Annotated in this window: 27 protein-coding genes and 2 tRNA genes; 11 read left to right on the top strand and 18 right to left on the bottom strand. The window is 66.2% G+C overall.

Annotated features, from left to right (window positions below; all coding sequences use genetic code 11):
• Positions 1–79 precede the first annotated feature (79 nt).
• The 6 genes from LDO54_RS04500 to ssuD all read right to left on the bottom strand — a co-directional run bounded on the left by LDO54_RS04500 (position 80) and on the right by ssuD (position 4,846).
• On the bottom strand, positions 80–784 hold the full coding sequence (locus LDO54_RS04500; RefSeq protein ID WP_224007024.1) for an SOS response-associated peptidase: 705 nt from the start codon (positions 782–784) through the stop codon (positions 80–82).
• A 343-nt stretch (positions 785–1,127) separates the two neighbouring features.
• Positions 1,128–1,370: a hypothetical protein gene (locus LDO54_RS04495; RefSeq protein ID WP_224007021.1), complete on the bottom strand. Its 243-nt coding sequence runs from the start codon at positions 1,368–1,370 to the stop codon at positions 1,128–1,130.
• A gap of 129 nt (positions 1,371–1,499) precedes the next feature.
• Positions 1,500–1,715, bottom strand: coding sequence for a TOBE domain-containing protein (locus LDO54_RS04490; protein ID WP_224007018.1), 216 nt, complete (start codon positions 1,713–1,715; stop codon positions 1,500–1,502).
• A 100-nt stretch (positions 1,716–1,815) separates the two neighbouring features.
• Positions 1,816–2,775: an ATP-binding cassette domain-containing protein gene (locus LDO54_RS04485; RefSeq protein ID WP_224007015.1), complete on the bottom strand. Its 960-nt coding sequence runs from the start codon at positions 2,773–2,775 to the stop codon at positions 1,816–1,818.
• Positions 2,772–3,623, bottom strand: coding sequence for an aliphatic sulfonate ABC transporter permease SsuC (gene ssuC / locus LDO54_RS04480; protein ID WP_224007012.1), 852 nt, complete (start codon positions 3,621–3,623; stop codon positions 2,772–2,774). Before ssuC ends, LDO54_RS04485 begins: the two co-directional genes overlap by 4 nt.
• A 65-nt stretch (positions 3,624–3,688) precedes the next feature.
• Positions 3,689–4,846 carry an FMNH2-dependent alkanesulfonate monooxygenase gene (gene ssuD, locus LDO54_RS04475; RefSeq protein WP_224007009.1) on the bottom strand — a complete coding sequence of 386 codons (1,158 nt, stop codon included), beginning with the start codon at positions 4,844–4,846 and terminating at the stop codon, positions 3,689–3,691.
• A 325-nt stretch (positions 4,847–5,171) separates the two neighbouring features.
• Here ssuD and LDO54_RS04470 point away from each other — a divergent pair, with 325 nt between their 5' ends.
• On the top strand, positions 5,172–5,597 hold the full coding sequence (locus LDO54_RS04470; RefSeq protein ID WP_224007006.1) for a hypothetical protein: 426 nt from the start codon (positions 5,172–5,174) through the stop codon (positions 5,595–5,597).
• A 120-nt stretch (positions 5,598–5,717) separates the two neighbouring features.
• Here LDO54_RS04470 and LDO54_RS04465 read toward each other — a convergent pair whose 3' ends face one another.
• The 3 genes from LDO54_RS04465 to LDO54_RS04455 form a co-directional block, all read right to left on the bottom strand.
• Positions 5,718–6,890, bottom strand: coding sequence for an enoyl-CoA hydratase/isomerase family protein (locus LDO54_RS04465; RefSeq protein WP_224007002.1), 1,173 nt, complete (start codon positions 6,888–6,890; stop codon positions 5,718–5,720).
• Positions 6,891–6,959: 69 nt separating this feature from the next.
• The gene (locus LDO54_RS04460; RefSeq protein WP_224006999.1) at positions 6,960–7,736 is read right to left on the bottom strand and encodes a TetR/AcrR family transcriptional regulator; all 777 of its coding nucleotides are present in this window, start codon (positions 7,734–7,736) and stop codon (positions 6,960–6,962) included.
• A 40-nt stretch (positions 7,737–7,776) separates the two neighbouring features.
• Positions 7,777–8,061 carry a DUF1488 domain-containing protein gene (locus LDO54_RS04455; protein WP_224006996.1) on the bottom strand — a complete coding sequence of 95 codons (285 nt, stop codon included), beginning with the start codon at positions 8,059–8,061 and terminating at the stop codon, positions 7,777–7,779.
• Positions 8,062–8,269: 208 nt separating this feature from the next.
• On the opposite strand from LDO54_RS04455, the gene LDO54_RS04450 reads away from it, so the two are divergent.
• Positions 8,270–8,482 (top strand): hypothetical protein, encoded by a 213-nt coding sequence (locus LDO54_RS04450; protein WP_224006993.1) that lies wholly within the window; start codon positions 8,270–8,272, stop codon positions 8,480–8,482.
• Between the two features lie 30 nt (positions 8,483–8,512).
• Here LDO54_RS04450 and LDO54_RS04445 read toward each other — a convergent pair whose 3' ends face one another.
• Positions 8,513–8,851 carry a DMT family transporter gene (locus LDO54_RS04445; RefSeq protein WP_224006990.1) on the bottom strand — a complete coding sequence of 113 codons (339 nt, stop codon included), beginning with the start codon at positions 8,849–8,851 and terminating at the stop codon, positions 8,513–8,515.
• A gap of 4 nt (positions 8,852–8,855) precedes the next feature.
• On the bottom strand, positions 8,856–9,353 hold the full coding sequence (locus LDO54_RS04440; RefSeq protein ID WP_224006974.1) for a heme-degrading domain-containing protein: 498 nt from the start codon (positions 9,351–9,353) through the stop codon (positions 8,856–8,858).
• 215 nt (positions 9,354–9,568) lie between these two features.
• On the opposite strand from LDO54_RS04440, the gene LDO54_RS04435 reads away from it, so the two are divergent.
• The 7 genes from LDO54_RS04435 (at position 9,569) to LDO54_RS04405 (ending at position 15,110) form a co-directional block, all read left to right on the top strand.
• Positions 9,569–9,645: transfer RNA gene (locus LDO54_RS04435), tRNA-Met, on the top strand.
• Positions 9,646–9,791: 146 nt separating this feature from the next.
• Positions 9,792–10,337 carry an NUDIX hydrolase gene (locus LDO54_RS04430; RefSeq protein ID WP_065063246.1) on the top strand — a complete coding sequence of 182 codons (546 nt, stop codon included), beginning with the start codon at positions 9,792–9,794 and terminating at the stop codon, positions 10,335–10,337.
• A 12-nt stretch (positions 10,338–10,349) separates the two neighbouring features.
• The gene (gene aat, locus LDO54_RS04425; protein WP_224006971.1) at positions 10,350–11,114 is read left to right on the top strand and encodes a leucyl/phenylalanyl-tRNA--protein transferase; all 765 of its coding nucleotides are present in this window, start codon (positions 10,350–10,352) and stop codon (positions 11,112–11,114) included.
• 274 nt (positions 11,115–11,388) lie between these two features.
• Positions 11,389–12,159: an arginyltransferase gene (locus tag LDO54_RS04420; RefSeq protein ID WP_224006968.1), complete on the top strand. Its 771-nt coding sequence runs from the start codon at positions 11,389–11,391 to the stop codon at positions 12,157–12,159.
• Positions 12,160–12,296: 137 nt separating this feature from the next.
• On the top strand, positions 12,297–13,331 hold the full coding sequence (locus tag LDO54_RS04415; protein ID WP_224006966.1) for a quinone-dependent dihydroorotate dehydrogenase: 1,035 nt from the start codon (positions 12,297–12,299) through the stop codon (positions 13,329–13,331).
• Positions 13,332–13,496: 165 nt separating this feature from the next.
• Positions 13,497–14,294, top strand: coding sequence for a cystine ABC transporter substrate-binding protein (locus LDO54_RS04410; RefSeq protein WP_224006963.1), 798 nt, complete (start codon positions 13,497–13,499; stop codon positions 14,292–14,294).
• Between the two features lie 156 nt (positions 14,295–14,450).
• The gene (locus LDO54_RS04405) at positions 14,451–15,110 is read left to right on the top strand and encodes an amino acid ABC transporter permease (RefSeq protein ID WP_224006960.1); all 660 of its coding nucleotides are present in this window, start codon (positions 14,451–14,453) and stop codon (positions 15,108–15,110) included.
• Between the two features lie 63 nt (positions 15,111–15,173).
• On the opposite strand, the gene LDO54_RS04400 is transcribed toward LDO54_RS04405, so the two are convergent.
• From LDO54_RS04400 to LDO54_RS04390, 3 genes are all read right to left on the bottom strand, one after another.
• On the bottom strand, positions 15,174–16,151 hold the full coding sequence (locus LDO54_RS04400; RefSeq protein ID WP_224006957.1) for a Gfo/Idh/MocA family protein: 978 nt from the start codon (positions 16,149–16,151) through the stop codon (positions 15,174–15,176).
• Between the two features lie 176 nt (positions 16,152–16,327).
• The gene (locus LDO54_RS04395) at positions 16,328–17,050 is read right to left on the bottom strand and encodes a FadR/GntR family transcriptional regulator (protein WP_224006942.1); all 723 of its coding nucleotides are present in this window, start codon (positions 17,048–17,050) and stop codon (positions 16,328–16,330) included.
• 432 nt (positions 17,051–17,482) lie between these two features.
• Positions 17,483–19,078 (bottom strand): mannose-1-phosphate guanylyltransferase/mannose-6-phosphate isomerase, encoded by a 1,596-nt coding sequence (locus tag LDO54_RS04390; protein ID WP_224006939.1) that lies wholly within the window; start codon positions 19,076–19,078, stop codon positions 17,483–17,485.
• Positions 19,079–19,970: 892 nt separating this feature from the next.
• Here LDO54_RS04390 and LDO54_RS04385 point away from each other — a divergent pair.
• Positions 19,971–20,705: a Crp/Fnr family transcriptional regulator gene (locus LDO54_RS04385; RefSeq protein WP_065063228.1), complete on the top strand. Its 735-nt coding sequence runs from the start codon at positions 19,971–19,973 to the stop codon at positions 20,703–20,705.
• A gap of 271 nt (positions 20,706–20,976) precedes the next feature.
• Here LDO54_RS04385 and rpiA read toward each other — a convergent pair whose 3' ends face one another.
• The 4 genes from rpiA to rnr form a co-directional block, all read right to left on the bottom strand.
• Positions 20,977–21,672 carry a ribose-5-phosphate isomerase RpiA gene (gene rpiA, locus LDO54_RS04380; RefSeq protein WP_224006936.1) on the bottom strand — a complete coding sequence of 232 codons (696 nt, stop codon included), beginning with the start codon at positions 21,670–21,672 and terminating at the stop codon, positions 20,977–20,979.
• Positions 21,673–21,844: 172 nt separating this feature from the next.
• Positions 21,845–22,750 (bottom strand): N-acetylmuramoyl-L-alanine amidase, encoded by a 906-nt coding sequence (locus LDO54_RS04375; RefSeq protein ID WP_224006933.1) that lies wholly within the window; start codon positions 22,748–22,750, stop codon positions 21,845–21,847.
• 25 nt (positions 22,751–22,775) lie between these two features.
• A complete protein-coding gene (gene rlmB / locus LDO54_RS04370; RefSeq protein ID WP_224006930.1) occupies positions 22,776–23,519 on the bottom strand; it encodes a 23S rRNA (guanosine(2251)-2'-O)-methyltransferase RlmB in 744 nt (247 codons plus the stop codon).
• Positions 23,520–23,662: 143 nt separating this feature from the next.
• Positions 23,663–26,137: a ribonuclease R gene (gene rnr / locus LDO54_RS04365; protein ID WP_224006927.1), complete on the bottom strand. Its 2,475-nt coding sequence runs from the start codon at positions 26,135–26,137 to the stop codon at positions 23,663–23,665.
• Positions 26,138–26,572: 435 nt separating this feature from the next.
• Here rnr and LDO54_RS04360 point away from each other — a divergent pair.
• Positions 26,573–26,659, top strand: a tRNA-Leu gene (locus tag LDO54_RS04360).
• Positions 26,660–26,765 lie beyond the last annotated feature (106 nt).

Genomic DNA, 26,765 nt, shown 5'->3' with positions numbered 1-26,765 from the left:
TTATTCGCCATACTAAGCAAATATTGATTAAGCGCCACGGCAAGAGCTGAAAACACCGCGGCGCCTACGCCCTATCCCATCAGTGTGAAGCCGCGTCGCCAAGACCAGCTTCGGATTTCAAATCCACCCCGCCCTCATCCGATTTCGCCACACGCGGCGGCGCAGGAAACGGTTCAGCCATCATCGACTGCGCGGGATAAAGCGTAAAAAACGACCGCGCCTCGTCCATCGAGCGGCTTCCCAACCAGTTTTCATACTCGCCCGGCGGCACGATCACGACTGCGCGCTTTTCATCACCGGGCTTGTGAAAGCGACTCAACAGCGGATGCGGATCGGCATTGACCGTGAGCATCGTGAACGAAAACACCTTGCCCGTCTCTTCCTCCCATTCGCGCCAGAGACCCGCGATCGCGAACAGCTCACCCGATGCAAGACCGATGCGCCAGCGCACCGCCTTGCCGCTCTCGTAGTTCGGCTCGAAAAACGCCTCGCAAGGCACGAGACACAGTTGCAGCCGCTTCCAAGCCCCGCTGAACGAGCGCTTTTCTCCCACGGATTCCGAGCGCGCGTTCATCGTGTCGAATACGCGCACGCCGGGCGGAATATGCTTGCGCGGCACCATGCCGAAGGTCGCGAGACTCGCCTGCGCCGTGCCGTCGATACGGCGGATGATCGGCGCGGCATAGTCCTTGTAGATCTCGTCGCGCCACGGGCTGTCTGGCGGCTCGACGCCGAAATGCCGAAACAGTCGATCACGGCGCGCGGCGGCGTAGTTCGTGCACATGGGCGGCTCTCTCCGTCAGATCAGCCCATCTTAGTCGCTGTGCGGCATCGGAGCACGGCAAGCCGGAATTCGCCCGTCAGCCAGAAAGATAGACAGCTAGACAGGCGCCCACGATCAATCGGCCAAGACTCGCCGATAGTAATGATTCGAAATATCTGCCTATATACAGCGAACCGACGTTTTGGTACTTTTTAGCCTGATCGAAGGCAAGGGCCCTCTCCCCAGTATCGCTCGCGTTGCTGGTCGCCCTGACTTCTTCTCGGCCGTGCCCGTCCTGCGGGCGCGGCATTTTTTTGCGCGTCCGCTTTGTGCGATCGGGAAATCGAGAGATCGGCGGACGCCGTTACGCCGCGGCCCCGCTATCGATCCAGGCGCGCGCGGCGGCGAAACCCGCTTCGGCGGCGGCATGCTCGGTCGGCCAGAGCCGCTCGATATGGACAAGCTGCCAATCCTGGCGCACGGCGCCGTCCTTGAGCACGCGATAGTGCGCCTTCACGCCCGTGAGAATCTGCTCGACGGCCACTTCGATGTCGTAGCCGTTGTAGCGCTCCTCGTAGTCGCCCATGTCGATGCCCTTCGGCTCCATGATCGTTCTCCGTCGTGGCTGGCCGATCCATCCTAGCACTTCCGCCTCGACGGGGCGCCGCCGCACGGACGCCCGCGCGGGGCGCTCACGGGTTGCTCACGGGTTGCTCACAGGTCGTACACCGATCGTTCAAAGACGCGCGATCGACACCTCCGTCGACTTCACCAGCGCGACGACTTCCGAGCCCACCTTGAGGTCGAGTTCGTCGATCGAGCGCGTCGTGATCACCGAGGTCACCACGCCGAACGGCGTGTCGACGTCGACTTCGGACACCACGGATCCGCGAATGATTTCCTTCACTTTGCCGCGAAACTGGTTGCGCACGTTGATGGCGGAAATGCTCATGAGTTCGACTCCAAAAGTTCGTTCTGAAAAGACGGGGGGTTGAGGTTCAAACGATTCGAAAGACTCGACAAATTCAACGGATTCAGCGGATGCAAAGCGATCAAAGCGCCCAGCGCACATCGGTCGGATGCAGTCCGAACGGCCGCGTGTTCGCATGCGGCGTCTGCGCCGCCGCGCCCGGCGTGCTGCCGAGCACGCGTTGCAGCACGCTTTCCTCGAGCGCCGCGAAGCGCGCATCGGCGCGGGCACGCGGACGTTCGAGCGGCACGGTCTGATCGAGCGCGATACGCCCCTGCTCGACCAGCAAAATGCGGTCGCCAAGCGCCACGGCTTCGTGCACGTCGTGCGTGACCAGCAGCGCCGTGAAGCGATGTTCGCGCCACAGACGCTCGATCAGCGCGTGCATTTCGATGCGCGTGAGCGCGTCGAGCGCGCCGAGCGGCTCGTCGAGCAGCAGCAGGCTCGGCCGATGCACCAGCGCGCGCGCCAGCGCCACACGCTGACGCTGACCGCCCGACAGCCGCGCCGGCCATTCGTCGGCGCGCGCGAGCAGGCCGACTTCGTCGAGCACCGCGCGGGCATCGTCGCGAGCGCCGCGCCCGAGGCCCAGCATCACGTTCTGCAGCACCGTCTTCCACGGCAGCAGGCGCGCGTCCTGAAACATGATGCGCGTGTCGAGCGCCGCGCCCGCTTCGCCGCGGCGCGTCAGCTGGCCCGCGTCGGGCTGCTCCAGTCCGGCGACGAGGCGCAGCAGCGTGGACTTGCCGCAACCGCTGCGGCCCACGATCGCGACAAAGCTGCCGCGCTCGATGGAGAGATTGAAATCGTCGAGCACGACGCGATCGCCGTAGCGCTTGCCCACGCCGCGCAGTTCGACCGACGGATCATGCGGCTGCGCCTGCGTGCGCGCCGTCGCCACGGCTTCTCGCTCATGGTGACGCGCCAATTCACGCGTCGTTTCGTTCGCCTCGCGCGCCTGCACGCGCGGCTGTTCGATCTCCGCTTCGAGATCGCGGCCCGCGATACCGCTCAGACCGGACGTCAAGGTACTTGCGTTCATGCGTCGCTTCCTCGTTGATAGGCGGGGTGCCAGCGCAGCGCCACGCGCTCGAGCCATTTGGCGAGCCAGTCGGCGAGCTTGCCGAGCGCCGCGTAGAGCAGAATGCCGACCACCACCACATCGGTTTGCAGGAACTCACGCGCGTTCATCGTCATGTAGCCGATGCCCGACTGCGCGGAAATGGTTTCGGCGACGATCAGCGTGACCCACATCAGGCCGAGCGCGAAGCGCACGCCGACGAGAATCGACGGCAGCGCGCCGGGCAGAATCACTTCGCGATACAGCGCGAAACCCTTGAGGCCATAACTGCGCGCCATCTCGACGAGATTCTGGTCGACCGAGCGGATGCCATGAAACGTGTTCACGTACACCGGAAAGAACACGCCCAGCGCGACGAGAAACACCTTCGCTTCCTCTTCGATGCCGAACCAGAGGATCACGAGCGGAATCATCGCGAGCGCGGGAATGTTGCGGATCATCTGGATGGTCGAATCGAGCGCGGTTTCGACCGGCTTGAACAAGCCCGTGGCCAGCCCGAGCGCGAGCCCGATGCCGCCGCCGATCGCGAAACCCGAGACCGCGCGCCACGTGCTCACGCGCACGTCCTGCCACATCTCGCCCGACTCGATCAGCGACCATGCGGCCTTCACGACGGCGAGCGGTTCGGGCAGCACGCGCGTCGACAGCACGCCGACGCGCGCGGCCAGTTCCCAGGCCGCGAGGATCGCGAGCGGCAGGAGCCACGGCGCGAGCCGCGCGAACGCCTTGCGCAGCAGCGCCGTATTGGCGCGCGCGCCGCGCGGCGCCACGCTCGCGGAAACCGCGGCGCTTGCAGCAGATTGAGTCATCGGAAGGGCCTCCTTGTTGCATCGCGCCGCCGCGCGGCGCGGATCAAACACGCGGGAATCGAGCCTCAGCTCTGGCTCGCCTTCGGCAGATAGTGATTGCCGACGACCTCGCCGAACGGACCCGACAGCGGACCGTCCACCTGCTTCGCCTGGCGGCCCGGCAGCAGCGGGAACACCAGCTCGGCGAAACGGTAGGATTCCTCAAGATGCGGGTAACCAGAAAGAATGAAGGTCTCGATACCGAGATCCGCATACTCCTTCATGCGCGCCGCGACCTGCTCGGGATTACCGACCAGCGCCGTGCCCGCGCCGCCGCGCACGAGGCCGACGCCCGCCCACAGGTTCGGGTAGACCTCGAGTTCCTTGCGCGAGCCGCGCTTGCCGCCGTGCAGCGCGGCCATGCGGCGCTGCCCTTCCGAATCCATGCGGCCGAACGCGGCCTGGGCGCGCGCCACGGTCTCGTCGTCGAGATGACTGATGAGCTTGTCGGCGGCCGCCCACGCTTCCTCTTCGGTCTCGCGCACGATCACGTGCAGGCGAATGCCGAAGCGGATCGTGCGGCCCTTCTCCGCTGCGCGCGCACGAATGTCGGCGATCTTCTTCGCGACCGCCTCGGGCGGCTCGCCCCACGTCAGATAGGTGTCGATGTGCTCGCCCGCGATCTCATGCGCGGCCGGCGACGAGCCGCCGAACCACAGCGGCGGATGCGGATGCTGGACCGGCGGATAAAGCGCCTTGCCGCCCTTCGATTGCAGATGCTTGCCCTCGAAATCGATCGCCTCATTGGTATGCGAGGCTTCGAGCAGCTTGCGCCAGATATGCAGATATTCGTCGGTGATCTCATAGCGCGTGTCGTGATCGACGAACACACCGTCGCCTTCGAGTTCGGCCGTGTCGCCGCCCGTCACCACATTGATCAGCAGACGTCCGTTCGACAGACGGTCGAACGTGGCGGCCATGCGCGCCGCCAGCCCCGGCGACGACAGGCCCGGACGCACGGCGACGAGAAACTTCAGGCGCCGCGTGGCCGCGATCAGGCTCGATGCCACGACCCACGCGTCTTCGCACGAACGTCCCGTCGGCAGCAGCACGCCTTCGTAGCCGAGCGAATCGGCCGCCACCGCAACCTGCTGGAAGTAAGCGAGATCCGTTGCGCGCGCGCCAGCGGTGGTGCCCAGATAGCGGCTGTCACCGTGGGTCGGGATGAACCAGAACACATTCATGCGAAGCTCCTGCTAATCGTTCGAGACGTGAGTCGAAAGGGATTACGACGGCCGCGCCGTCTACATGGGAACTCAGTCTAGGGATCGGCCCTGGGGTTGCGAACGATTTTTTTGAGCTTAGGTTTTCCACTTTCGTGCTTTACGCGACGCTTTAGCGTACGCGGCATACGGACGCGCGGCGCGCGCCGATATAATGGCGCGACAACGATTCAGGCCGTCCGGCGCGCCCTTACGGGTTCCTTATGGGTTCCTTATTCGTGCCCGGCGTCACCGGTGCGCGCCCCATGCGCGCCGCGCGCGGCCTCAGCCACTCTCGCCCGTTCACATGCAAAAACTGATTTTGCCGTTCGTCTCCGGCTTTCTCGCGTCGCTGTTCTTCCGCGAAGCCACCCTCGCGCTGCTGCACGCGGCGCAGGTCGTCGACATCACCGGCTTCTCGACCGAGCCGTTCGCGCCGCTCGGCCTGCCCGAGTTCCTCGTCAATGCGATCTTGAGCGCGTTGTGGGCGATCCTGATGGCGTGGCTGCTGCGCGTGTCGCCGTCGCGGCCCGCGCCGTGGGTGCAGGCCTTCGTGTTCGGCGGCCTCGTGCTGACCGCCGCGATGGTGTTCGCAATCGATCCGCTGCGCGGCATCTGGCCGAGCGGCAACATGCTGCCGCGCCTCGCCACCGGCTTTGCGTCGAATGCGGTCTGGGGATGGGGCGCGCTCGTGTTCATGCGCGCTTTCATGAGCGAAACCGACGAGGACTGAGCCTCGCCGGCGCACGTGGCTTAAGTGCCCTACGTGCCCTACCTGCTCCATATGACGTATGTGAAGTCAGCGGCGCCTCACGCGCGCGCGTCTCACGGCAACGCTGCGTGCGCGCTCGCCTCAATCCGGCAACGCGCGCAACGGATGATCCGTCACACTCCACGGGCTCTCGAACATCGCGTTCACCTCCGCGGCCCGCACGTCCTCGATACGCCCGAAACGCCACTGCGGATGATTGTCCTTGTCGATGATGCGCGCGCGGATGCCTTCCATCACGTCGCCGCGCGCGAAACTCGAACGCGTCAGATCGAGATCGCGGCGCAGCACGTCGGCCATCGACCCTTCGGCGCGCGACACCGCTTCCAGCGAGACCGCCATCGATAACGGCGAGCGCTCGCGCATCGCCCCGATCGTCTGCTCGGCCCATTCGCTTTCGGCGCCCTTTCCTGCTTCGGTGTTCGCGTCCTTGACCGCTTCGAGCGAGGCAAGGATCGCGGCCACGTCCGGCTGCGAGAAATGCCGGTCGATCCAGGCACGCGCGCTCGCCAGCGCCGATTCCGCCGCCCGCCGCTGCGCCTCCTGCGCGGGCAGCGCCGCGCGCCGGATCCGCTCGACCACCTCGGCGCCCGTCACGAAAGTCTCGCTCTGCAAGGTGTCGAGCAGCGCGGGCCACGCGGATTCGTCGAGAAACACATCGGCGAGCCCCGCATAGAGCGCGCTGGCCGCGTCGATCGTCTCGCCCGTCACGGCGAGGTAGCGGCCGAGCGCGCCCGGCGTGCGCGCGAGCATCCAGCTCACGCCCACATCGGGAAACAGGCCGATGCGCGTTTCGGGCATCGCCATGCGCGTGGCCGCGCCGACGAGGCGCAGGCCGCCCGTGCGATGCGCGCCCTGCGAAATGCCCATGCCGCCGCCCATCACGACGCCGTTGAGCAGCGCGATATAGGGCTTCGGATAGCTGAAGATCGCGTGATCGAGCCGATATTCGTCGATGAAGAACGTGTCGAGCGCGGCCTGATCGCCCGCGCGATACGACTCGTAGAGAAAGCGGATATCGCCGCCCGCGCAGAACGCGCGCGGATGCGCCGTGCGCACGACGACCGCGAGCACGTTCGGATCGTCGCGCCAGTGGTCGAGCGCGTCCTGCATGGCGTCGACCATCGCGGTCGTCAGCGCGTTGAGCGCCTGCGGGCGGTCGAGTTCGATATAGCCGATGCGGTTCGCGACGCGCGTGAGCACGTGTCGATCGTTATCGGCGAAATCACGGGACGACGACGAGGCGGGCTGGGACATGGCGATCGGCAACACGGAAAGCACGATGAAATGAGGCGCGCGGGCACGCGACTGCGCCTCGCGAGGCTATCACGTCGCGCCGGTTTTCGTCGGCTTGCGGGCTGGCGCGGCGACTGGCGTTTCGGGGGTCTCGGAATTATCGGCGCCTTCCGGAACATCAGCGCCATCGCGATGCGCCGCTCCCGCTGCAACCTGCGGACCGAACCAGGCGTCGAGCGCGGCATCGACGGTTTGCCTGCGCCACGCCTCGCTCGCGAACGCCGGATCGCGCGACGCGAGCGCGACCACGCCGTGCAGCATCGCCCAGAGCGCGCTCGCGAGCGGCGCGGGATCGACATGGGGATGCGCGCCTTCGGTCAAGGCCCGAAGCGGCGCCGCAAAAACGGACGCGGCGCGCTCGACGTGCGGATCGGCGTCGCCAGCCGCCGGCGCATCGCGGCTCGAATCCCGCGCGGGCGCATGATCCGGCTCGATGAACATCAGCCGGTACGCCTGCGGATGCCCGCAGCCGTAGCTCACATAGCCGTGCGCGAGCGCCTGCAGACGCGCGCGCGGATCGTCGTTATGCGGGTCGTCGTGAGGGTCGATGCGCGGCGCGAGGTGCGCGAGATGGGCCAGCAATTTCGCGTAGCCTTCGCGGCCCAGCGCGCGGACGATATCGTCCCGGCTCGCGAAATGCAGATAGAGCGACGCGGGCGAATAGCCGATCGCCTCGGCGATCTTGCGCATCGACAGCGCAGCGACGCCCTCGCGCAACACGATGCGGCGCGCGGCGTCGAGAATGCGTTCGCGCAGTTCGAGGCGCTGCGCGGCGGCGCGGCGATGTTTCGGTTCGGTGAGGGCCATCTGCCCGATTCGCGGCACGTGAGACGATGCGGGAAAACGATCAGGACAACAGACTGCCCGGCGGAAAATGCCCGCTTTTAAGCAGCACGGGCGTGCCGTTGCTCAGTTCGAGATGCGCGCGCGCCACGGCTTCGATGCGCGGACGGCCCGCGTCGAAGGCCTCGATCCACGCGCCGCGAACGGCGGCGTTCGCGCCGAAATGGTCCTCGAGCGCCTCGACGGAGATCGCGCACGGCACGCGCGCGCCGTCGACCAGCGCGGGAAACACCACGGTGAGATTGGCGTCGCGCCAGACTGGCGCGTCACCGGGAAATCGAATATCCATATGCAGCCCCGCTCGACGATTTTGCAGAAGAAAACCCGCTCCGGCGGAAAACGGAAGAGCGCTTCATGTTACTCGCGGCACAGCAGATTCGACGCCTGGATGCACGGTACGCGTGCGAGAATCGCGAAAAATCCGCGCGATTTGCGGTGTCGGCGCAAGCGCCCCGCCGCTCGCGCCCTTTCATTTTCGCAAGCAGGCTAGCTCACACATGACACCGCATCTGAACGGCCGATACTTCGTGGACGACCACGAGATCCCCGAACCGCAGGCGGCGAACCGCTGGTTCAGCTACGCGCAGCAGCACGGCATCGACGTGGCGCGCGCGATCAGCGTCTGGGAGGACGCCGCCACGCTCGAAGGCGAAACGAGCCGCGCGACCGTGGCGGGGTGTGGGATCCGCATCGAGCCGCCCGAAGTCTGAGCGGCGCGCGATGGGAGAAAAAAGCGCGGATCAGTGCGCCTGCATCTTCGAAAACAGATTCAGCACGAGCACGCCGGACACGATCAGACCAAGGCCGAGTAGCGCGGGCAAATCGGGCACCTGCTTGAAGAACAGCATCGCGACGAGCGTGATCAGCACGATGCCGACGCCCGACCAGACTGCATAGACGATGCCCACGGGCAAGCTCTTGAGCGTGAGCGAAAGGCAGTAGAACGACACGCCATACCCCACCACCACCACGGCCGACGGCACGAGCCGCGAAAAACCGTTCGAGGCGCGCAGCGCGGACGTGGCGATCACTTCGGCGACGATGGCGATCGCGAGCAGAAACCAGGGAGACGAGCGCATCGCGTCAGGCCTTCGCGAGCGCGAGCTGGCTGTAGTCGGCGCCGAGCTGCGAGCACAGCGCCTCGACGACGAGTTCATGATCCATGCGCTGCGGCAGCCCCGAGACAGTCACCGAACCGATCACGCCCACGCCGTCGACGGTCAGCGGAAACGCGCCGCCGTGCGTCGCGAATTCGGCGAGCGGCAGACCGTGCTTTTCGGCGAGCGTCGTGCCCGACTGCTGCATGCGCAGGCCGATCGCATACGAACTGCGGCGGAAGTGCTCGACGACGCGCGACTTGCGGCGCACCCAGTCGGCGTTATCGGGCGAGGTGCCGGCCAGCGCGCAGAAGAACAGCGTGTGGCCGAACGTGCGCACGTCGATGGCGACCGCGTGCGAACGCGCGACGGCGAGCTCGCGCAGACAGGCGCCGAGCTGCCAGGCGCGATCGGCGTCGAAACGGGGAAACACCAGCGCGCGCTCTTGCGCGGCAACCGATTGCAGATCGTGTGCGATGTCCATATGTGGCGTGTCAGGCAGAGGGAATTGAGCCCTGATTCTAGCCTGGCGGTTTGGGGCGCTGGCTGTGCCTGAAGGCACCTGGACTTGTCTGGATGCGCCCTTTCGCCGATCCGCCGACGAGGCGGCGCAAACTTTCTGCAACCGTTTAGCAGGCTTTTCGTTATTTGCTGTTGACAGCAAGTCGATGTGCCTTCATAATAGCTTTCTCTGACGGACGCGGGGTGGAGCAGTCTGGCAGCTCGTCGGGCTCATAACCCGAAGGTCACAGGTTCAAATCCTGTCCCCGCAACCAATAAGCTTTACGCTTATTCGTCAGAAGCAAGCAAGGGTTACAACGCATTCGCGTGTAACCCTTTTTTGTTTTTCCCCTCCCGTACCCTCCCCCGTCACCCCGCGCCGCGGTGATACACTCGCATCACCCATCCCCCTATCGTGCCCATGAAATTCTGCTCGACTTGCGGTCAGGCGGTCAGCCTGCTCGTTCCGCCCGGCGACAACCGCGAACGCTACGTCTGCTCGCATTGCGGCACTATCCACTATCAGAATCCGCGCAACGTGGTCGGCACCGTGCCCGTCTGGGAAGACAAGGTGCTGCTGTGCCGCCGCGCGATCGAGCCGCGTTACGGCTACTGGACGCTGCCCGCGGGTTTCATGGAGATGGGCGAAACCACTGCCGAGGCCGCTTCGCGCGAAACACTCGAGGAAGCCGGCGCGCGCGTCGAGGTGCAGAGCCTCTTTTCGCTGCTGAACGTGCCGCGCGTGCATCAGGTGCATCTGTTCTATCTCGCGCGTCTGCTCGATCTCGACATCGCGGCGGGCGAGGAAAGCCTCGAAGTGCGCCTCTTCGAGGAGCACGAAATCCCCTGGGACGATATTGCCTTCCCCACGGTCGGCCAGACCCTGCGCTTTTTCTTCGCCGATCGCCAGTCGGGCAGCTACGGCCTGCATACCGGCGACGTCCTGCGCTCGCTGCGCGACGGCTGAGTCGGCGCGGCCATGGTGCCCTGGCTTTCGCCCGATGAACCGTTCCCGCCCGTCGAGCGCGCCCTGGGCGCGACGAGCGGCGCGCCGGGCCTGCTCGCCGCGAGCGCCGACTTGCTGCCCTCGCGGCTCGTCAACGCCTATCGGCACGGCATTTTTCCGTGGTACTCCGACGGCCAGCCGGTGCTCTGGTGGAGCCCGGACCCGCGCATGATTCTGCGCCCGGACGACTTCAAGGTCTCGCCGTCGTTCAAGAAAACGCTCAAGCGCGTGCTGCGCGATCCCGCCTGGGAAATCCGCGTCGACGACGATTTCGCTGCGGTCATGCGCGCCTGCGCGAGCGCACCGCGCCGCGGCCAGCGCGGCACCTGGATCACCAACGACGTGATCGACGCCTATTCCACGCTGCATCGCATCGGCGAAGCCCATAGCGTGGAGGCCTGGTTCGAGGGCCGGCGCGTGGGCGGTCTTTATGGCGTGTCGCTCGGCACGATGTTCTTCGGCGAATCGATGTTCGCCGCCATGACCGACGCCTCCAAAATCGCGCTCGCGGCGCTCGTCGCGCATCTGCGCCGCAACGGCGTCGCGCTGATCGACTGCCAGCAGAACACCGCGCATCTCGCCTCGCTCGGCGGCCACGAAATCGCGCGCAAAAGTTTCATCGCGCACGTGCGCGAGACCGTGGCCGCGCCGTCCATCGGCTGGCGTTTCGACAAGCAGGTGCTCGCCGACTGGACCGGCCATCGCAGCGCGCCGGAGTCCGCCGTTCCGGCCGTCTGAGACGCCGCCGCGTCGTCTGTTCGTGCGGGCGGTTTCGCGGACCGGACACGCGCCCGGCTTCACGCAGCCGCGTGCAATTCGATGGATTCCGGCCTGGCGTCGATGTTAGTATGCAAGCAGAACACGTCGCATTCGCGGCCCGCAGAGCGAGACACTGCGCGGCTTTGCGGCGCGCCCGGCACGGCGATCCGGCGTCCTGCGCCACCGCTTGCGCCCACGCGCGCGGCGATCACGCCGATCCGCGACGATCCGAACCGCTACGAGAGCTGCCAACGTGACGCATCCCAACGAGCTGCCGCTTTCACCGCTTTCCGCGCTGCAATTCTATGCAACGGCGCCCTACCCCTGCAGCTATCTGGAGGGGCGCATCGCGCGCTCGCAGGTCGCAACGCCCAGCCATCTGATCAACTCCGACGTCTACACCGATCTCGTGAAAGCGGGCTTTCGCCGCTCGGGCGTCTTCACCTACCGCCCGTATTGCGACGGCTGCCGCGCCTGCGTGCCGGTGCGCGTGCCGGTCGAGCGCTTCACGCCGCGCCGCACGCAGCGGCGCACCTGGAAACAGCATGGCGCGCTCGTCGCGACCGTCGCGCCGCTGCATTACGACGAAGCGCATTACGCGCTCTACATGCGCTATCAGTCGGCGCGTCACGCGGGCGGCGGCATGGACCGCGACAGCCGCGACCAGTACGAGCAATTCCTGCTGCAAAGCCGTATCAACTCGCGCCTCGTGGAGTTCCGCGAGCCCGACCCGGAGCAGCCCGACGAGCCCGGCACGCTGCGCATGGTCAGCATGATCGACATCCTCGGCGACGGGCTCTCGTCGGTCTATACGTTCTTCGAACCCGACGATCCGCACGCGAGCTACGGCACCTACAACATCCTCTGGCAGATCGAGCAGGCGCGCAGCCTTCAACTGCCGTATGTCTATCTCGGCTACTGGATTCGCGAAAGTCCCAAGATGGCGTACAAGGCGCGCTTTCAGCCGCTCGAAGGCCTCTTCGACGGCGTCTGGCGCGCGCTCGAACCGGTGCCCGGCGTCTAGGAGACGCTACGGCACACGGGCTGGCGCGCGGGTTTTTCGGCGCCGCGCGCGCCCCGCGCCCGTTCGGCCGTCTCCCTCGCCCGGCTTTCTCGCTAAAATAGCGGGTTCCCATTTTCCGGCGCGCGCGCCTTCCTCCCGTGTTCAGTACCCTTTATCCGTTCGTCCGCGACCAGCTCTTTCGCATGGACGCCGAAGACGCCCACCATCTCTCGCTGCGCATGATCGGCGCGGCGGGCCGCTCCGGCCTCGCCGGCCTGCTCGCGCCGCGCGTGCCCGATGCGCCGCGCACCGTGATGGGCCTCACGTTCCGCAACCCGGTGGGTCTTGCCGCGGGTCTCGACAAGGAAGGCGCCGCCATCGACGGATTCGCCGCGCTGGGCTTCGGCTTCATCGAGGTGGGCACGGTCACGCCGCGTCCGCAGCCGGGCAATCCGCGTCCGCGCATTTTCCGTCTGCCCGAGGCGGGCGGCATCATCAACCGGATGGGTTTCAACAACCACGGCGTCGAGCAGTTCGTGAAGAACGTGCAGGCCGCGCGTTATCGCGGCATTCTCGGCCTGAACATCGGCAAGAACGCCGATACGCCGATCGAGCGCGCCGCCGACGACTATCTGTTCTGTCTCGAGCGCGTCTATCCGTTCGCGAGCTACGTGACGATCAACATCTCGTCGCCGAATACGAAGAACCTGCGTCAGTTGCAGGGCGGCGGCGAACTCGACGCCCTGCTCGCGGCACTCAAGGACAAGCAGCAGCGTCTGGCCGACATGCACGGCAAGCTCGTGCCGCTCGCGCTCAAGATCGCTCCCGATCTCGACGACGAGCAGGTCAAGGAAATCGCCGACACGCTGCTGCGCCACAAGATCGAAGGCGTGATCGCCACCAACACCACGCTCTCGCGCGCGGCCGTCGAAGGGCTGCCGAACGCGGCCGAAACGGGCGGCCTGTCGGGCCGTCCGGTGTTCGACGCATCGAACGAGGTGATCCGCAAGCTGCGCGCCGAACTCGGCGAGCAGGTGCCGATCATCGGCGTGGGCGGCATTTTCTCGGGCGAGGACGCGCGCGCGAAGATCGCCGCGGGCGCCGCGCTCGTGCAGGTCTATACCGGCTTCATCTACCGCGGTCCGGCGCTCGTCGCCGAATGTGCGCGGGCGCTGGCCTCGGGCCGCGCCTGAGGCTATATTTCTGCCCCACGGTTTCTGACCTATGATTTCTGGCTATGTGCGGCGCATCGGAGGCGCCGCCCGGCCTGAAAGCAGCGGCTTCCCGAACGCCTTGCCAGGCACGCGCCATGCAGCGCCGGGAACGCCGCCACATCGCAGCAACACAAGAGGAAAACAATGAAAGCATCCTTGCTGAAGAAGCTCCTTGCCGTCGCTCTCGTCGGTGTTTCGTTCGTCGCGGCGAGCGCCCACGCCGAGGACCTGCTCGACCAGGCGAAGGCACGCGGCACGCTGCGCATCGGTCTCGAAGGCACCTTCCCGCCGTTCAACTCGAAGGCGCCCAACGGCGATCTGGTCGGCTATGACGTCGACATCGCCAAGGCCGTGGCCGCGAAGATGGGCCTGAAGCCCGAGTTCGTCACGACCGAGTGGAGCGGCATCATCGCCGGTCTGCAGGCAGGCAAGTTCGACGTGATCGTGAACCAGGTGGGCATCACCGATCAGCGCAAGGCCGTGCTCGACTTCTCGCCGGCGTACACGTACTCGGCGGCGCAGCTCATCCAGCGCAAGGACGACACGCGTCAGTTCAACTCGCTCGACGACCTCAAGGGCAAGAAGCTCGGCGTGGGTCTGGGCACGAACTACATGGACATGGCCAAGTCGGTGCCGGGCATCGACGTGAAGACCTACCCGGGCGCGCCCGAGTATCTGCGCGACCTGGCCGCCGGCCGTCTGGACGCGGCGCTCAACGACCGCCTGATGCTCGCTTACCTGCTGAAGAACTCGCAGCTGCCGCTGCGCACGGGTTCGATCGTCGGTAACGGCAACCCGTCGGGCATTCCGTTCAAGAAGGGCAATCCGAAGTTCGCCAAGGCCATCGACGACGCGATGACGCAACTCGAAGCCGACGGCACCTTCGCGAAGATCTCCGACAAGTGGTTCGGCATCGACGTGACCAAGCCGGTCACGAAGTAAGCGCGTCCGGCTCATCGTGCGGATCGTGCGCATCGTGCTGAACGCGCGGCAACCGTGCGTGAGGTGATTCGCGCGGGGCGGCATCGCACGATGCCGCCCCTTGTTATTTCACGGCGCGTTCCGCGCCCCTAACCCGCGTCTCGCGCGTTTTCCAACATGCCCATTTACACGCTCATCATCCAGTCGCTGCCGGTGCTCGCGCAGGGCGCGGTGCTGACGATCAAGTTCGCCATCCTGTCGATGATCTTCGGCCTCATCGGCGGCGCCGTGCTCGCGCTCATGGGCATCAGCACGAACCGCGCGTTTCCCGTGATCGCGCGCGTGTACGTGAGCATCATGCGCGGCACCCCGCTGCTCGTGCAGATCTTCGTGATTTACTACGGATTGCCGAGCATCGGCATTTCGCTCGACCCGACGCCGGCCGGCGTGATCGCGCTCTCCGCGAACGTGGCCGCCTATCTGTCCGAGAGCATGCGCGGTGCGATTCTCGGCATTCACCACGGTCAATGGCTCGCGGCCTACAGTCTCGGTCTTTCGCGCCGCCAGACGCTGCGTTACGTGATCGCGCCGCAGGCGCTGCGCATCGCCGTGCCGAGCCTGTCGAACAGCCTGATCAGTTTGATCAAGGACACCTCGCTCGTCTCGGTAATCACGGTGACGGAGCTGCTGCGCAGCGCGCAGGAAATCATCGCTTCGACCTATCAGCCGCTGCCGCTCTATCTCGCCGCCGCCGCGGTCTACTGGATCCTGTGCCAGGTCCTCGAATGGGTCCAGCACTGGTACGAAAAGCGCCTCGCGCTGCCGTCGCGCCACTGAGACTGCGTGAAGCGCGCGCCGCGAACGAAGCTCGCGCGGCGCGGCGCTTTCACCTCATTCACCTCACTCGCAGTCGAACTTCAGGCCGAGCGCCGCGCGCGCCGAATCGGCCATCGCGATCATGCGCCGCGACGTCTCGTGCGTCATGATCGGACTCTCCAGCGCGCCCTCGCGCAACAGCGCACAGAAGTGCGCGGTCTCGTAGTTGAGGCCGCCGCCGTCGAAGGGCTCGTCGAGCTCCGCGACACGGCCATCGACGTAACGGATGGTCGCGCGCACCGGATTCCACCAGTTCGCATGAATCGTCACGTTGCCGAGCGGTCCCGCCAGCAGCGCGTCGCCGTAGCCGTGCAGATCGAGCCCGCAAAATAGCTGTGCGATGCCGTTTTCGTGCTGGCAATTGAGGCTCGCGAAGGTGTCCACGCCCGTGCCGCCGAGCCGCCCGACGGTCTGCACTTCGCGCGGCGCGCCGAGCCAGTCCACCGCCAGAAACATCTCGTACACGCCGATGTCGAGCAGCGCGCCGCCCGCGTGCTCGAACGACAACGACGGATGATCGGCGGGCACGCTGGCGACCGAGCAGCCCGCGCGCACGAGGCCGACGGGGCCGATCGGGTCCGCTTCCAGATGCGCGCGCAACGCGCGATAGAGCGGATAGAACGGCGGCTTCATCGCTTCCATGAACAGACGCTGCGCGGCGCGCGCGGCGTCCAGCACGCGTTCGAGCTGCGCCGCGTTCACGGTGGCGGGCTTTTCGCAGAGCACGGGCAAGCCGGCTTCGAGCGCGGCGATCGCGTAGTGCGCGTGGCTGTCCTGCATGGTGGCGATATAGACGGCGTCGATGCCGCTCGCGAGCAAGGCCTCGAAGCTCTCGCACGCCGTCGCGCCGAACTCCTGCGCCAGGGCTTCGGCGGGCGCCGCGCGCCGCGACCAGACCGCGCTCACGCGCGCGTCCGGCACGTGCTCCACGCCCTGCGCGAAGCGCCGCGCAATGCGGCCCGCGCCCACGATGCCCCAACGGATCGTCTGAATCTCGCTCATGTGCCTCCCTCCTGCCTCTGTCGCCGTATCGTGCGTTCGAAGCCAAGCACGATACCGGCTCGCGCGCGAGAGAGCAATCTGGCGCGGTGCGCTGCACAAGGCGAAAACCCGGCCGCGCATGACGGGGCCGGGTGCAGGGTGAAACGAAAGCGAATCGTCTCGTTCGAAAAGCGCGCTCAGCGCGGCTGCTCGATCGCTTCCTGGGCGAGTGCGAGATTCAGTTCGTCGGCGGTGAATTCGATCATCGCGGCGGCCGCGGCCTGCGCTTCCTGGGGCGCGCGCCGCTCGATGGCATCGACCACGCGTCCGTGTCCGGCGACGATGTTGGCCCAGCCGCCGTCGCGTTCGCTAACGATCGGATTCACGAGCGTCAGCGCGCCGCGAATGATCGCCGCCATCTGCTGATAAAACTGATTGCCGCTCGCCGCGAGAATGCGCGTGTGCAGCAAGGTGTCGGCGGCCTGGCAGCCGGCGTCGCCGGGACTCGTCTGGCTGAGCGCTTCGTAAGCGTCACGGATGCCGGCGAGATCGGCCGCGCTCGCGCGTTCGGCGGCCAGCGCGCACGCGGCCGGCTCGATCAGCGCGCGGAACTCGATCACGTCGCGCAGAAACGTCTTGTCGGGCTTCGCGCGAAAACGCCAGCTCACCACGTCCTCGTCGATCATGCGCCAGTCGCGCATCGGCCGTATGCGTGTGCCGATCTTCGGACGCACGTCGAGCATGTGCCGCGCGAGCAGCATCGACAGCGCTTCGCGCATGACGGTGCGGCTGACGTCGAACTCCTTCGACAACACGTCCTGCGGCGGCAGAATCGCGCCGTAACGTTCCTCGACTATGCCCGAGATCAGGCCATCCATGACCTTGCTCACCAGCGATCGTTCTTTGTTTCCCAGTTCCATGACCCCTCCCCCCGATGCGGCGTTATCGCCCTGTTTGCCGGTTAGTGCACGGGCCCTCAAGCTTCGTCGAACTCAAGCGTACGTTGCCATGCGTATTGCATATTTCGCCAGCCAGGATATTTCCTGACATGAAAAGCACACGACTCACGCCCAACTCCATCCAGAACTCGAAAGCACACTGCCATTGGCCCTTCGGTTGCCCGATTGTTTTGTTTTGAAGTTATTTGCCGTCGTTTTGTCAGGCTTCTGTATGAAGCATTGGCTTAAACGTCCTACGTTCTCTTTTGCTGCTTCTTTTGCCGCTTCTTTTGCGGCTCTTTTTTATGGCCCAGCGAAACGGCGCTCGTCTGTGCATATGCAGCGATGAGCGCCGCCGCCGTCCTCATGACCTCTTCATGCAGACTTCATCGAGGCTTCATTCACACCGTGGATTCAGCTCCGCGTGACCGACGACGGCGCGCGGCCGTACTGATCGTCGAAACGCACGATGTCGTCCTCGCCGAGATAGCCGCCCGACTGCACCTCGATGATTTCGAGCGGCGTCTTGCCCGGATTTTCCAGGCGGTGCTTCACGCCGAGCGGGATATAGGTCGATTCGTTTTCCGAGAGCAGGAACACGTCGTCGCCGCGCGTGACGCGCGCCGTGCCGCGCACGACGATCCAGTGCTCGGCGCGATGGTGATGCATCTGCAGCGAGAGCACGCCGCCCGGCTTCACGACGATGCGCTTGACCTGGAAGCGTTCGCCCCGGTCGATCGAGTCGTAGCAGCCCCACGGACGCTCCACGCGCCGATGGTGCTGCGCTTCCTCGCCGCGCTGCGCCTTGAGCTTGCCGACGATCGCCTTGACGTTCTGCACGCGATCCTTGGCCGCGACGAGCACCGCGTCGGCGGTCTCCACCACCACCACGCCGTGCACGCCCACGCAGGCGACCAGGCGGCCGTCCGAGTGCGCGAAGGTTTCGGTCGAGTCCTCGAACAGCACGCGCCCGCGCGCGACGTTGCCCGCCGCGTCCTTCTGCGAGACCTGCCAGACGGCGTCCCACGCGCCCACGTCCGACCAGCCCGCGACGAGCGGCACGACCACGCCCGCGAGACGCGCGTCGGCGCCCACGGACTCCATCACCGCGTAGTCGATCGAATCGGACGGACAAGCGGCGAGCGTCGCGGCATCGAGATGCACGGCGCCGTCTGCGTCGACGGCCGCGCGCTCGAAGGCCTGCGCGCAATGCACCGAGATCTCGGGGCGGCAATGCGCGATCGCCGACAGCCACACCGAGGCGCGCACGACGAAGATGCCGCTGTTCCACCAGTAATCGCCGGACGCGACATAGCCTTCGGCCACCTCCGCGCTGGGCTTTTCGACGAAGCGTTCGATCTTGCGCGCGCCGCCCGCGCCGAGCGCCGCGCCCGCGCCGATGTAGCCGTAGCCGGTTTCCGCGCGCGTCGGCGGCACGCCGAGCGTGACGATCGCGCCGCGCGCCGCGTAGGTCACGGCCTCTTCGAGCGCGGCGGCGAACGCGTTGCGGTCGGCGATCAGATGGTCGGCGGGCATCGCGATGAGGATCGGGTCGCTGTCGCTGACCGCGCCGCCCGAACCGGCAGCACCGGCAGCGCCAGCCGCAACGGTGTGGCTCGCATGCGCCGCGTGCGCGGCCAGCGCGGCGACGGTCAGCGCCGGCGCCGTATTGCGCGCGACCGGCTCGAACACGACGCGCGCCGCCATGCCGCTGCGGCCGAGGCGGTCGGCGGTCATATGGCGCAGTTCCTCGCTGCTCACCACGAGCGGCGCGGCCTTGCGCACCGTGCTGCCGGCGCTTGCATAGAGGCCGTCGAGACGGCGCACGGTGGCTTCGAGCAAGGACTCGCCGTCGAGCAGATCGATCAGCTGCTTGGGGCAGTGCTCGCGCGAAAGCGGCCACAGCCGCGTGCCCGATCCGCCCGCCAGCACCACGGGCTGGACGACGAGCGCGACTTCGGGTTCATTGGCAGCGGCAATCACGCCGGCCGGCGTCACGATCTGGTTCATGCGCGAAGCTCCCCGTTCCGATTGTGTCGAATGTTCCGATAGGTCTGGTTCCGGGCGCATGTCGCACCCTCGTTTTCGGACTCCATTGGAACAAAGCGCACGGGGCGATTCTGTACGCGTACCCACACTGATCGCGCGCTGACGAAGCAACGCCGCGAGCGCGCAAGCGGGCACACCGGCAATGCACGACGTCCATCACGCAAGGCCGTTGCGCGTGCAACGCAAGCCGCACGGGCCATGCGCCTTGCATCAAGGCGAAACCCCACGAAAAAAGGCGGAAAGAAGCTGAAAAATGACGGACGCCACGAGCTTCTCGCAGCCCGCCAGGCGCTTATGTGCGCCAGCCCACGTAACGTGACGCGGGGTCACACAGGCCATGTTTCAGGAGCGAACGTTTCCTCGCACGGCCCTCGCGGTGCAACACGAATGAATCAATTCCTCACGCTTTCGGCTGCGCCTGGATGCCGCGCCCCCTTTTCCCTCGCGTGCATGTTTCAGCATGGAGTCATTTTTTTCACCCCCATCCGAAAGCACAAAACCACCAATAAATTCAATGACTTGCACCGACACAAAATGCGTGGACGTCGCAAGGCGTGCGCAGGGGCGTCGTACAGAATTGAAACAAAAAGCCCCGTTTCCTTACCCGTTCTTGCGCCGCATCGCCCGCGAAGCCACGCGGCAGAACGATTCGAGGTCTTCTGGCACACACCCTGCTTTGAGAGGTGCGCCACACAGGCGTATCGCAGACACAACGATCTCGCGAACGACTCGGGACTATGGGGCCGGCAAGCCGAACGCATAGCCGCTACGGGAAGCGGCAAACACAAAATGCGCGGCGGCCGGAACGAAAAAACATGAGGCGACGAAAGCCGCTTCGCACGAGGACCAAATCATGTTGACCCTTCAATCAGACCTGCACGGCAATCACCTGCTCGGCGCCCTGCCGTCGCACGAATGGCAAGCTCTCGCACCGCATCTCGAACTCGTTCATCTGCGCACCGAACAATTGCTCTGTGACTCCGGCCAGCGCATCCATCACGTCTACTTTCCGACCACGGCCATCATCTCGATGCTCTCGACGATGGAAGACGGCAGCTCCGTCGAAATCGCCGCAGTGGGCCGCGAAGGCATGACCGGCGTGCCCGTCCTCACGGGCGGCGAAACCATGCCGAACCGCGTGCAGGTTCAGTGCGCGGGCTTCGCCTATCGCATGAGCGCGCAAAGCCTCAAGCAGCAGTTCGCGCGCTCGGACTTCCTGCGCCGCCTGATGCTGCTTTACATGCACGCGCTGCTCACGCAGGTCGCACAGACCGCCGCCTGCAATCGCCATCACTCGCTCAGCAAACAGCTGTGCCGCTGGCTGCTGATCGAAGTCGATCGCGTGGCCTCGAACGACCTCTCGGTCACGCAACAACTGATCGCCGATATGCTCGGCGTGCGCCGCGAAGGCATCACGGAAGCGGCCGGCAAGCTGCACGACGAAGGTCTGATCCACCATAGCCGCGGCCGCATCCGCATCCTCGACCGCAAGGGCCTCGAAGGCCGCGCCTGCGAGTGCTACGGCCTCGTGCGCCGCGAGTTCGACCGCCTGCTGCCGCGTCTGCATCAGGCTGAAACGGTGGAGTAATGAAGGGGCGCGCGGCGCGAGCCGCGCGCGGTTCTCGTGTGAACCGAAGGACTTCGCGGAACGTGCCCGGGACGGCGCGTTTCGCCTTTTTCCCCGCCCCCAAGATTTTCAGCTGGTTGATGGCGCAACGATCGTGCATCCGCAATAGCGACATTAATCAGGATGCCGAATAAAACAACGCGCAAGACGCACCGTTTTAACCGCTAAAAACACCACGCGGACGGCGGCGTGATTCGCGCCACGCCACCGCCCGGCCAGCCGGTCTAAACGATCAAGCCTTGCGGTACTCGATGCGCTCGACGCCCGACGCGCCGCCCAGCAGGCACAGGTCGGCGCCGCGCGCCGCGAACAGACCCACGGTCACCACGCCCGGCCACGCATTGACGTGCGCTTCGAGCGTGCGCGGGTCGCTGATGCGCAGACCCTTCACGTCGAGAATTTCGTTGCCGTTGTCGGTGATGAACGGCGAGCCGTCCTTCTGCACGCGCAGCACCGGCACGCCGCCGAGCGCCGTCACGCGGCGGCCGATGGCCGTGCGCGCCATCGGCACGACTTCGATCGGCAGCGGGAACTGGCCGAGCACGTCCACGAGCTTGCTCGCGTCGGCGATACAGACGAACACTTCCGACACCGACGCGACGATCTTCTCGCGCGTGAGCGCCCCGCCGCCGCCCTTGATCATCGCGCCCGAGGCGTCGATTTCGTCGGCGCCGTCCACGTAGACGGGCAGCGATTCGATGTCGTTGAGATCGAAAATGCGGAAACCCTGCGCTTCGAGGCGCGCCGTGGTCGCCACCGAGCTGGACACCGCGCCGCGATAGCGGCCCTTGCTGGCGGCCAGTGCGTCGATGAAACAGTTCGCGGTCGAGCCTGTGCCGACGCCGATGATGGCGCCTTCCGGCACGTTCGCGTTCACATAGTCGGCCGCGGCCTGGCCGACCAGTTGCTTGAGTTCGTCTTGAGTCATGATGGGGGACTGCCCGAGGAGAGAAAACGCCGAAAACGCATAGTTTACCGGAGTTGCGGGCCGGGACCTGCGGGGATCGGCGCAGATGCGCCACATTCGGGCCGCATTCGAGCCACATTCGGGCCGTCGTTCCGCGCGCCAGAACGGCGTGCGGAACGACCCGCCGCCAGCGTCAGGGCGCCGTTTCCGTCGCGCCAGGCAGCGCGGGCGCGGTTTTGTCGACGTATTTGTCGAGCAGCGCCTGGGCGATCGCGTCGGTTTGCGCGTCGGGCGTGCCCGAATAGTCGCTCGGCCGGAAGTGCATCTGGAACGCGGCGAACACGCGGCGCGTGCGCTCGTCGAGCACGCCGTCGGTGGCCACCTCGTAGCCGTAGCGCGCGAGCTTCATCTGCAGACCGCGCACGTCGGCGGGCGCATCGGGCGCGCGGCCCGCGAGGTCCGCCTGCACCGTCGCGTCGTCGGGCCAGGCGCCCACGCCCGCGTCGTAAAGCTGCTTCCACGGGAACGCCGGACCCGGATCGATCTTGCGCTGGGGCGCGATGTCGCTGTGCCCCACGACGCGCGTCGGCGGAATGCCGTAACGCGTGACGATATCCTTCGACAGCGAAATGATCGCCGCCACCTGATCGGGCGGCCACGGCGCCCACGTGCGCCCGGCGGGCGTATCGTGCGGCCCCGAATTGACGTTCTCGATGCCGATCGACGCCGCATTCAGCTCGGTCGTGCCCTGCCACTCGCTCACGCCCGCGTGCCAGGCGCGCTGCGTCTCGGGCACGAGTTGCAGCACGACGGGCTTGCCGTCGCGCAGCGGCGGATGCTCGGGCACGAGGTAATGCGCGCTCACGTTCTCGCGCGTGAGCTCCTCGAGCGAATCAGCTTCGTCGCCTTCGGTGTAGTGCAGCACGAGGAAGCGGATGCGCGAGTCGGCGCTGCGCGCGTGATAGTGCGTATCCGCGACGTAACCGCCGCGGTCGATCATCGTGGCAGGCGCGCAGGCGGCGAGCGCCAGCACCGCGCCGAGCGCGGCAAGCGGCGCGGCACGCCCGGCACAACGCCGGGCAAAACCCAGAAGTGTCATGCTGCGTCGATCAGAATCCAGCCGCTTAGCGCGCCGCCGCGCGCTGGCGCACGGCTTCGAACAGGCACACGCCCGACGCCACGGAGACGTTCAGGCTCTCGACCGTGCCGGCCATCGGAATCTGCATGACTTCGTCGCAGGTTTCGCGCGTGAGACGGCGCATGCCCTCGCCTTCGGCGCCCATCACCAGCGCGACAGGACCGTCGAGCTTGGTCTGGTAAAGGCCAGTCGGCGCGTCGCCAGCCGTGCCGATGATCCACACGCCCGCGTCCTTCAGTTCGCGCAGCGCGCGCGCCAGGTTCGTGACGGTGATGTACGGCACCGTGTCGGCGGCGCCGCTCGCGACCTTCGCGGCCGTGGCGTTCAGGCCCACGGCGCGGTCGCGCGGCGCGATCACCGCGTGCGCGCCGGCGGCGTCGGCTACGCGCAGACACGCGCCGAGGTTATGCGGATCCGTCACGCCGTCGAGCACCAGCAAGAGCGGCGAGCCCTGGATGCCGTCGAGCAGTTCCGCGAGGTTCTGCGCGAGCGGCATGTCGTGCACGCGCGCCACCACGCCCTGATGGCGCTCGGTGTGCGCGAGACCCCAGAGGCGCGTCTCGTCGGCGGCAATGATGCGCACGCCCGCTTCTTTCGCGGCGTGCAGGAATTCCTGCATGCGGCGGTCGCGCCGCGTCGTGTCGTAATAAATATCCTCGACCGTGGACGCGTCGTGCCGCATACGTGCGGTCACCGCATGAAAACCGTAAAGAACCTTGAGACGTGACATGACTGGATACAACCCCTGATGAACGGCCCGCGGCGCGCCTTCCTGCGTGCGCCGCGAACAAAAATAAGTGCGCCGGTCGTCGTGACCGGCGCGGTGCTGCTGGAACTACGTCGGCGCCATTTCAGCGCCGCTTCAACGCGATATCAACGCTTCTTGCGCGGCGGCGCCTTCTTGGCCGCCGACTTCGACGCCGGACGCTTCTTCGCGGTCTTCGCCGCGCCGCGCGCCGCGCGCGCTTCCTTCACGGCCGCCGTGGGCGCAGGTGCCGCTTTCTTGCGGCGCGAGTCGTCGCCTTGCGGCATCGAACGCACGCGCGGGCCGCCGTCCTGCGCGCCGCGATCATGCTGCTGCGCCGGACCGCCGCGATTCATCCCGGCCTTGATCGGCGTATCGCGCACGAGGCGGAAGTCGATCTTGCGCGCGTCGAGATCGACGCGGCTCACCTGCACGCGCACGCGGTCCGACAAGCGGTAGCGGATGCCCGTGCGTTCGCCGCGCAGCTCGTTCTTGATGTCGTCGTACTGGAAGTAATCCGAGCCCAGTTCGGTGACGTGCACGAGCCCTTCGATGAACAGCGAATCGAGCTGCACGAAGATGCCGAACGACGTCACGCCGCTCACCATCCCGCCGTACTCCTCGCCGAGCTTGTCGCGCATGAAATAGCACTTGAGCCAGGCTTCGACGTCGCGCGAGGCTTCGTCGGCGCGGCGCTCGTTGGCCGAGCAGTGCAGGCCCAGTTCTTCCCAGATCGCCGTGTTGCCGCCGCGATTGCGGCGCGGACCGCGCTTCTCTTCGTCCTCGGCCTGCAGCGCGCGGGCGCGCGGCGACAGCGCCGTGTTGAGTTCGACGCCTTCGGGCGCGGCCGGCTGGTACTTCTTGCCCTGCAGGATCGCGTAGATCGCGCGGTGCGTCAGCAGGTCGGGATAGCGGCGGATCGGGCTCGTGAAGTGCGCGTACGCCTCATACGCGAGACCGAAGTGGCCGATGTTGTCCGGGCTGTAGACGGCCTGCTGCATCGAGCGCAGCAGCATGGTCTGCAACATCTGCGCGTCGGGCCGGTCGCGGATATGCGCCATCAGCGCCGCGTAATCGCTCGCGTGCGGCGTGTCGCCGCCGCCGAGCGTGAGGCCCATGCCGCGCAGGAAGGTGCGCAGGTTTTCGAGCTTTTCGGCGCTCGGACCCGCGTGCACGCGGTACAGGCCCGGGTGCTTGTTGCGCTTCATGAAGTCCGCGGCGCAGACGTTGGCCGCGAGCATGCACTCCTCGATCAGCTTGTGCGCGTCGTTGCGCTGACGCGGCACGATCTGCTCGATCTTGCCCTGCGCGTTGCAGACGATATAGGTCTCGGTGGTGTCGAAGTCGATCGCCCCGCGCTTCTGGCGCGCCGCGAACAGCGACTTGTAGACGCCATAGAGATTCTGCAGATGCGGCAGCAGCGTGGCGCGGCGCGTCGCTTCCGGTCCCTTGGTGTTCTTGAGCACCGCGGCGACTTCGGTATACGTGAGCCGCGCGGCCGAGTGAATCACGCCCGGATAGAACTGATACGCCTTGATCTCGCCGCGCGCGGTGATCACCATGTCGCAGACGAGCACGCAGCGATCCACGTGCGGATTCAGCGAGCAGAGACCGTTCGAGAGCTTCTCGGGCAGCATGGGAATCACGCGGCGCGGGAAGTACACCGAGGTGCTGCGCTCGATGGCGTCGACGTCGAGACCGCCGCTGGGGGTCACGTAGTGCGAGACGTCGGCGATCGCCACCAGCAGGCGGTAGCCTTCGCCCTTGCCCACCTGCATCGGCTCGCAATAAACCGCATCGTCGAAGTCGCGCGCATCTTCGCCGTCGATGGTGACGAGCGGCACATCGCGCAGATCGACGCGGTAACGAATATCGGCCGGACGCACCGCATCCGGCAGCTTCGCGGCTTCGTCGAGCGCGCGCTTGCTGAATTCGTGCGGCACGCCGTACTTGCGCACGGCGATCTCGATCTCCATGCCGGGATCGTCGATGTCGCCGAGCACCTCGACCACGCGGCCGAGCGGCTGCGAATGGCGGCTCGGGAAGTCGGTCAGCTCGACCACGACCACCTGGCCGACCTTGGCCTTCTTCGGATTCTGCGTCACCAGAATGTCGTGGCCGATGCGCTTGTCTTCGGGCGCGACGATCAGCGCGCCGTTCTCGTTGAGCAGACGGCCGATGACGCTGCGGTTCGCGCGGTCCGTGACCTCGACGATGTGCCCTTCGGGGCGGCCGCGGCGGTCATAGCCGACGATGCGCGCGAGCACGCGGTCGTTGTGCATGACCTTCTGCATCTCGCCTTGCGGCAGGAACAGATCGTCCTGACCGTCGTCGCGCACGAGGAAGCCGAAGCCGTCGCGATGGCCTTGCACGCGCCCGGCGACGAAATTGGAAGGATGCGCAAGCTGATAGTGGCCGCGCGAGTCGAGCCGGATCTGCCCGTCGCGCTCCATCGCGGCGATCCGCCTGAAGAACCCTTCGCGCTCCTGGCGCTTGATGGCGAGCGCCTCGGCGATATCGTTCGCGGTGCAGGGCGATTCGCTGGTCCGCAGCACGCCGAGGATCTCTTCGCGGCTGGGAATCGGGTACGGATATTTGCTCAAGGGCTTGTCGATGGTTGTTCTCGTTGCGTGGACGTCGGAGTTTGCGTGGCCCGAGCCTGTCGTGCCGCGCCCCGGTCTTCGAGTGCTGCTATCTACGTGTTCGAGTGTTGCGCGATGCCGCAGACCCCGGGTCGAAACGTCGAACGCGCGCGCCGCTCCGCAGGGACTGCTGCGAGGCATTCTAACACCCGCGCACTACGCGACAATTCACGGTGCAGCCTTGTGCAGACTCGCTGCCGGCGCATGCGCACGATGATGCCTGGCGGCTGCGCGCGATGCATGCACAAGGCAGTGTCCGATCGGCTCGCCGACACCGCCGACCACGACGTCTTGAAACATTTTTTCAAAAGCCGCTTGACAGACTCTACGGACACGCTAGAATCTCGTTTCTCTGCTGCACGACACAGCGCAGCAGCAAGTAGTAAGCGACACCTTGCCCAGGTGGCGGAATTGGTAGACGCACCAGGTTCAGGTCCTGGCGGTGGCAACACTGTGGAGGTTCGAGTCCTCTCTTGGGCACCAAGATTCATGAGAAAAGCCGGCTAATGCCGGCTTTTTTCTTTTAGTGTCAGCGCTTGCTACGGCAGCGCGGTTTTGAGTTCAACTGGCTGCGCCCTGCCCTCGGCAA

The organism is Paraburkholderia tropica (assembly GCF_914484835.1).
GTDB lineage: Bacteria > Pseudomonadota > Gammaproteobacteria > Burkholderiales > Burkholderiaceae > Paraburkholderia > Paraburkholderia tropica_A.
Note: the sequence above shows the minus strand (reverse complement) of the source record. Positions and strands in the feature narration are given on the sequence as shown.